The organism is Hydrogenivirga sp. 128-5-R1-1, assembly GCF_000171895.1.
This window is the reverse complement of sequence record NZ_ABHJ01000034.1, coordinates 1-5451: the sequence shown is the minus strand read 5'-3', so window position 1 is coordinate 5451 and position 5451 is coordinate 1. Positions and strand designations below refer to the sequence as shown.

The 5451-nt window shown below is 30.6% G+C and carries 9 protein-coding genes; 7 read left to right on the top strand and 2 right to left on the bottom strand.

Annotated features, from left to right (window positions below; all coding sequences use genetic code 11):
* The 6 genes from HG1285_RS06105 to HG1285_RS20495 form a co-directional block, all read left to right on the top strand.
* The coding region (locus HG1285_RS06105; protein WP_008288224.1) for a phosphoribosylaminoimidazolesuccinocarboxamide synthase at positions 1-508 on the top strand (508 nt) is incomplete at its 5' end.
* A gap of 1 nt (position 509) precedes the next feature.
* Complete coding sequence (gene galU / locus HG1285_RS06110) at positions 510-1403, top strand: UTP--glucose-1-phosphate uridylyltransferase GalU (RefSeq protein WP_008288223.1); 894 nt, start codon at positions 510-512, stop codon at positions 1401-1403.
* Positions 1384-2148 carry a 16S rRNA (adenine(1518)-N(6)/adenine(1519)-N(6))-dimethyltransferase RsmA gene (rsmA, locus tag HG1285_RS06115; protein ID WP_008288222.1) on the top strand — a complete coding sequence of 255 codons (765 nt, stop codon included), beginning with the start codon at positions 1384-1386 and terminating at the stop codon, positions 2146-2148. The genes galU and rsmA overlap by 20 nt, the downstream gene beginning before the upstream one ends.
* 59 nt (positions 2149-2207) lie before the next feature.
* Complete coding sequence (locus HG1285_RS06120) at positions 2208-2489, top strand: DUF503 domain-containing protein (protein WP_008288221.1); 282 nt, start codon at positions 2208-2210, stop codon at positions 2487-2489.
* On the top strand, positions 2489-2665 hold the full coding sequence (locus HG1285_RS20505; RefSeq protein ID WP_008288220.1) for an EVE domain-containing protein: 177 nt from the start codon (positions 2489-2491) through the stop codon (positions 2663-2665). Before HG1285_RS06120 ends, HG1285_RS20505 begins: the two co-directional genes overlap by 1 nt.
* Positions 2666-2780: 115 nt before the next feature.
* Positions 2781-2882 (top strand): hypothetical protein, encoded by a 102-nt coding sequence (locus HG1285_RS20495; RefSeq protein ID WP_008288219.1) that lies wholly within the window; start codon positions 2781-2783, stop codon positions 2880-2882.
* Here the strand turns inward: HG1285_RS20495 and HG1285_RS06125 are convergent.
* The gene (locus tag HG1285_RS06125; RefSeq protein WP_008288218.1) at positions 2879-3754 is read right to left on the bottom strand and encodes a tyrosine-type recombinase/integrase; all 876 of its coding nucleotides are present in this window, start codon (positions 3752-3754) and stop codon (positions 2879-2881) included. The genes HG1285_RS20495 and HG1285_RS06125 overlap by 4 nt on opposite strands.
* Positions 3744-4322 carry a UbiX family flavin prenyltransferase gene (locus tag HG1285_RS06130; RefSeq protein ID WP_008288217.1) on the bottom strand — a complete coding sequence of 193 codons (579 nt, stop codon included), beginning with the start codon at positions 4320-4322 and terminating at the stop codon, positions 3744-3746. Before HG1285_RS06130 ends, HG1285_RS06125 begins: the two co-directional genes overlap by 11 nt.
* A 573-nt stretch (positions 4323-4895) precedes the next feature.
* On the opposite strand from HG1285_RS06130, the gene HG1285_RS06135 reads away from it, so the two are divergent.
* Positions 4896-5447, top strand: a complete 552-nt coding sequence (locus tag HG1285_RS06135; protein WP_008288215.1) for a DedA family protein — start codon at positions 4896-4898, stop codon at positions 5445-5447.
* Positions 5448-5451: the final 4 nt, after the last annotated feature.

Here is a 5451-nt window from a genome sequence, read left to right as displayed (position 1 = left end):
CCATTACATAAAAAAATTATCAGATAGAGAAATGCTTACTTACAGGGTTGAAATAATTCCTGTTGAAGTTGTTGTAAGAAACATAGCAGCAGGTAGTATAGTCAAAAGACTTGGAATCCCAGAAAAAACTCCTTTTAATCCTCCGTTAGTTGAGTTTTATTTAAAAAATGATGAGCTTCACGACCCTATAATATGTGAGCAACACATATATGCCATGAAACTTGCAAAACCTGAAGAAGTTCAAAAAATGAAAGAGCTTGCTTTAAAAATAAATGATATTTTAAAAGAGTTTATGGATAAACATGGAATAATCCTTGTTGATTTTAAATTAGAATTTGGAAGAAAAGATGGAGAAATAGTCCTTGCTGATGAAATTTCTCCTGATACCTGCAGACTGTGGGATAAAGAAACCGGAGAAAAACTTGACAAAGATAGGTTTAGATTTGACCTTGGGGATTTAATGGAAGGTTATGAAAAAGTTCTTAAAAAGTTGAAAGGGGAAGGCTAATATGAAAGAAGTAAAAAAAGCTGTAATTCCAGTAGCAGGATTTGGAACAAGATTTTTACCTGCAACAAAAGCAACTCCTAAAGAAATGATGCCTATTGTTGATAAACCAATAATACAGTATATAGTTGAAGAAGCTGTGTCATCTGGGATTGATACTATCATATTTGTAACAGGAAGACATAAAAGGGCTATAGAAGACCATTTTGATTATGCTCCTGATTTAGAACATACCCTGGAAAAAGCAGGGAAAATTGAGCTTTTAGAGCTTATAAGAGAAGTTTCAAACCTTGCAAACTTTGTATATGTAAGACAAAAAGAGCAACTTGGTCTTGGACATGCTATTTTAACAGCAGAGCACGTGATAGGCGATGAGCCTTTTGCAGTTATGCTTGGTGATGAGCTGATAATAAACCAAGAAGAGCCAGGATTAAAACAGTTAATAGATGTTTATAAAAAGTTTGGAAAATCAGTTCTTGGAACTACAGAAGTACCTAAAGAAGAAACTTACAAATATGGAATAGTAGAAGGTTCGTTAATTGAAGACAGCATAAGACTTGTTAACTACATGGTAGAAAAACCTGCACCTGAAGAGGCACCGTCAACTTCTGCAATAATAGGAAGGTATGTTCTTACACCAAAAATATTTGATGCATTAAAAAGAACCCCTTTTGGTAAAGGTGGAGAGCTTCAACTAACAGATGCTTTAATGACTTTAAGGCAGGAAGAGGTTATATATTCTAAAGATATTGTAGGAAAAAGACACGATACAGGAAATAAAATCGGATATATAAAAGCCATAGTAGATTTTGCACTTGAAAGGGAAGATACATCAGAGTTTATGAAAAACCTTATATTAGAAAAAGCAAAAAAACTAAATGAAAAAGTTCAGGACTAAAAAAAAATTCGGCCAGCACCTCCTCATTTCCGAGGGGGTTATATCTAAAATAGTTGATACTATTGATGTAAAATTAGAAGATATAATTGTTGAAATAGGTGTTGGAACAGGACAGCTCACACAGGAAATCTTAAAAAGAAACCCTAAAAAACTTTATGGTATTGAAATAGATGAAACAGCTTATCCAATAATTGAAGAACGATTTAAAGAGTTTGAAAATTTTGAGCTTATCAAAAAAGATTTCTTTGAGGTAAATTTATATGAAATTGCTGAAAACCAAAAAATAAAATTAGTTGGAAATCTTCCTTACAATGTTTCATCGCTGATACTGATTAATACAGTATTTTACATAGATATTATAGAAAGAACTGTTTTCATGCTTCAAAAAGAAGTGGCAGAAAAATTAACAACAAAACCAAAAACAAAAAACTACACATTTTTAACTATTTTTATACAAACATTCTTTGAAGTTGAATATGTTATGAGCGTTCCTGCAAGGTTTTTTTCTCCACCTCCTAAAGTAATTTCAGCAGTTGTTAGAATGTTTCCAAAAAAGGATTATCCTAAAATTGATAAAAAAAATTACAAAAACTTTGTATCATCTTTATTTTCAAACAGAAGAAAAATGCTTAGAACAAAAATAGACGAAAACATTTTAAAATCCTTAAATATTCCTCCAACTGCAAGGGTTGAAGAGCTAAAACCTGAAGATTTCCTGAGATTATACGAAAAAATAAAAAAATAGCTTGAAATTTCCATCAGTTTTATTAAAATATAGCAAAATTTTTGTATAAATGAGGCAAAATGGTTATAGGAAGCATTGTTTTAGACCTTTATATTCCGCATGCAACCTCTCTAAAAGAAAAAAGGATGATTGTACGCTCATTAAAAGAAAAACTTAAATCAAAATTTAACGTTTCCGTTTCTGAAGTAGGTAATCAGGATTTATGGCAGTCTGCAAATATAGCTGTAGTTTTTGTATCACCAGAAAAAAGACAAACAGAAAAAATAATGCAGTCAATCATTAATTTTGTGGAAACAAATTTTCCAGATATTTATATTAATATTTATAAGGAGCTAATATAATGGCAAAATACTATCTTTTAAAAACTGAGCCAACAGAATATTCATATGAAGACTTAGAAAAAGAAGGGAAAACTGTCTGGGATGGAGTAAAAAATAAGTTTGCATTAAAATTTGTAAAGCAGATGAAGCCAGGAGATTTAGCTTTTATTTATCATACAGAAAAGAAAAACAGATAGTGGGACTTGCTGAGGTTATAAGTAAGCCTTACGAAGACAAAAATGGTCTTCCAGTTGTTGATGTTAAGCCTGTAAGAAAATTCTCAAACCTTTGACATTAAAAGAAATTAAAAGTATGGATGATTTTAAAGATTTTTACCTTGTAAAAATGCCGAGACTTTCTGTAATGGAAGTACCTGAAAATTTAGCAAAGAAAATACTTGAACTTGTAAATTAATCAGAAAATATAGAGTTAGATAGTTTTTTTGTAGCCTCAATCAATTGTTTCTGATTAACCTTTGCATACCTTGCAGTTGTTAAAGGAGAAGCATGTCCTAAAAGTTCCTGTATTACTCTAAGTTCTGCTCCTGACTGAAGTGCAAGGGTAGCAGCTGTATGTCTGAGCTTGTGAGGATGAAGTATAACCCCTGCTTTTTTACCTATATTTATAATTCTTCTCCACAAAGAGTGATAAGAGATTGGAAAAATAGGGCTAACTTTATATTTTTTTAAATAGTTAAATAACTCTTCAAGCACATTTTCAGACAAAGGTACTATTCTTTCTTTATTTCCTTTTCCTAAAACCTTTATGTAAGCAATATCTCCTTCCTGCAAATTCTCAATGTAATCTATGTTAAACAACTGTCCGTTTCTTTCAATTATTATATTTTCTCTTCTAATATCCAGTATTTCTGCAGACCTCAGCCCTGTTGTAAGTAAAATTTTTATAATTAACTTATCCATAATATTATCTGCATTTTCAATAACTCTTTTTATTTCCTCATGAGTAAGTGATGAAGGTATTTTATTTGAAACTTTAGGTCTGTGGGATTTTGTTATAGGAGAAGAGGAGATTAGCTCTAAATCTATTAAATACTGAAAAAAGGAGTTTAAACAGGCAAGTTTTCGTGCAATCGTGGATGATTTTAATCTTTTAGACTGCAAAACCATTCTAAATTTTGCAATATCAGCTTTTGTTATACTTTCAACATCTTTATCACCTGCTATCTGTGCAAACTGTTTTAAATCCACATTATAGTTTTTTACAGTATTTGGTGATTTATCTGCTAAATAAGCCAGATAAAGCTCTGCACACTCACTAATCTTCATCTTCTCTCCATTTTTTATAAAGATTATGTTGAATTCTAAAGCTGTCTAAAACCTTTCCTACAACAAAATTTACCATATCATCAACTGTTTTAGGGTTGTGATAAAACCCTGGGGAAGCTGAGGAAACAACTGCCCCTGCCTGCATAAGCTTTTCCATATTCTTAACATGAATAAGTGAAAGTGGCATCTCTCTAATAAGAAGATAAAGTTTAACCTTTTCCTTTAAAGCTATATCTGCAACTCTGTGTATCAGGTTGTAATTTACACCATTTGCAACAGCTCCTAAAGTAGACATTGAACAGGGAGCAATTATGACACCTTCAGTTTCAATAATCCTTGACCCGCTTGCAATAGACGCTGACATATCATTAACATTTATCAGTTTTACATTTTGGTTGATAATATTTTTTATATCTTTTTTAGATATTCCTTCTTCTCTTTCAAGTACAAGATAGCCGTTATTTGATATTAATAGATATACAAAGTTTTCTTTAGAAAGCTGTTCAAGAAGTTTTAATCCATATTTTACACCGCTTGCACCAGTAATGCATAAAACATATTTTTTCAAGTTATAATAACCTCTATGGGTTTTATACTGCTTTATATTTTCTTAATTATAAGTCTAATTTTAGCAAAGTTAAATGGATATTTTTACATATTATCTGCTTTTATACTAACTTCTCCTCTAATTTTTTACAAACTTGATAAATTTGGACTTTTTTTAATTAAAGGAATCATCTACGGGTTTGCAGCCTCAGCTGTATATTTTCCATTTTTAAATCTTAATCTAATACCTTTTAATCAAATTACACAGGTTTTTCTTGAGGAAGTATTTTTTCGCGGATACATACAAAATGAGTTTTTTAAAAAATTTAATATTCACATATCTATCCTTTTAACTTCTATTTTATTTACTATTCCCCATTTGATTGTAAGTTTTTCACTACTTTCTTTTTTAACGTTTTTCCCATCTATTATTTTTGGATATTTATACTATTATTCAAAAAGTATATGGACTTCTGCCATTTTTCACTTTTTCTCAAACTGGTTTTTCTTCAGCAATTACATGCTTATCCAAAAAATAATATAATAAATACAAGCTTTTAACGGAGGTTAAACCATAGAATCTTTAGAACATTTTTTGCAAAATTATGGTTATATTGCTGTTTTAATAGGTACATTTTTAGAAGGAGAAGTTTTTCTTTTAATAGTTGGAATATTTGTTAAATTAAACTATTTAAACCCGGTGCTGTCGTGGTTTACGGCAATACTGGGAGCTTTATTTCACGAAGTTATTTATTTTTTCTTAGGAAAATGGAAAGGAAGAGAGTTTTTACTTAGAAATTCCTACACAAGAAAAAAATACAGAAAAGCCAAGAAACTGATAGAAAAGTACGGCGTATTTTCTATATTTATTATACGGTTCATGTACGGTATGAGGATTGTCCCAATGGTTTTTATGGGTGCAGTTGGATATAATACCTACAAATTCTTATTTTTTAATGTTATTTCCCTTACGATATGGGCAGCCCTTTACATATATCTTGGGTATCTGTTTGGCAAAGCTGCAGAGATATTCTTTGGTAAAGCTAAAGAGTACTATTTTACAGCAGCAGGGATAATACTTTTAACAGCTACCCTTACACTACTGTTCTTTAGCTTCAAAAATAAGTTATTTAACAACAAGAACTGACTGA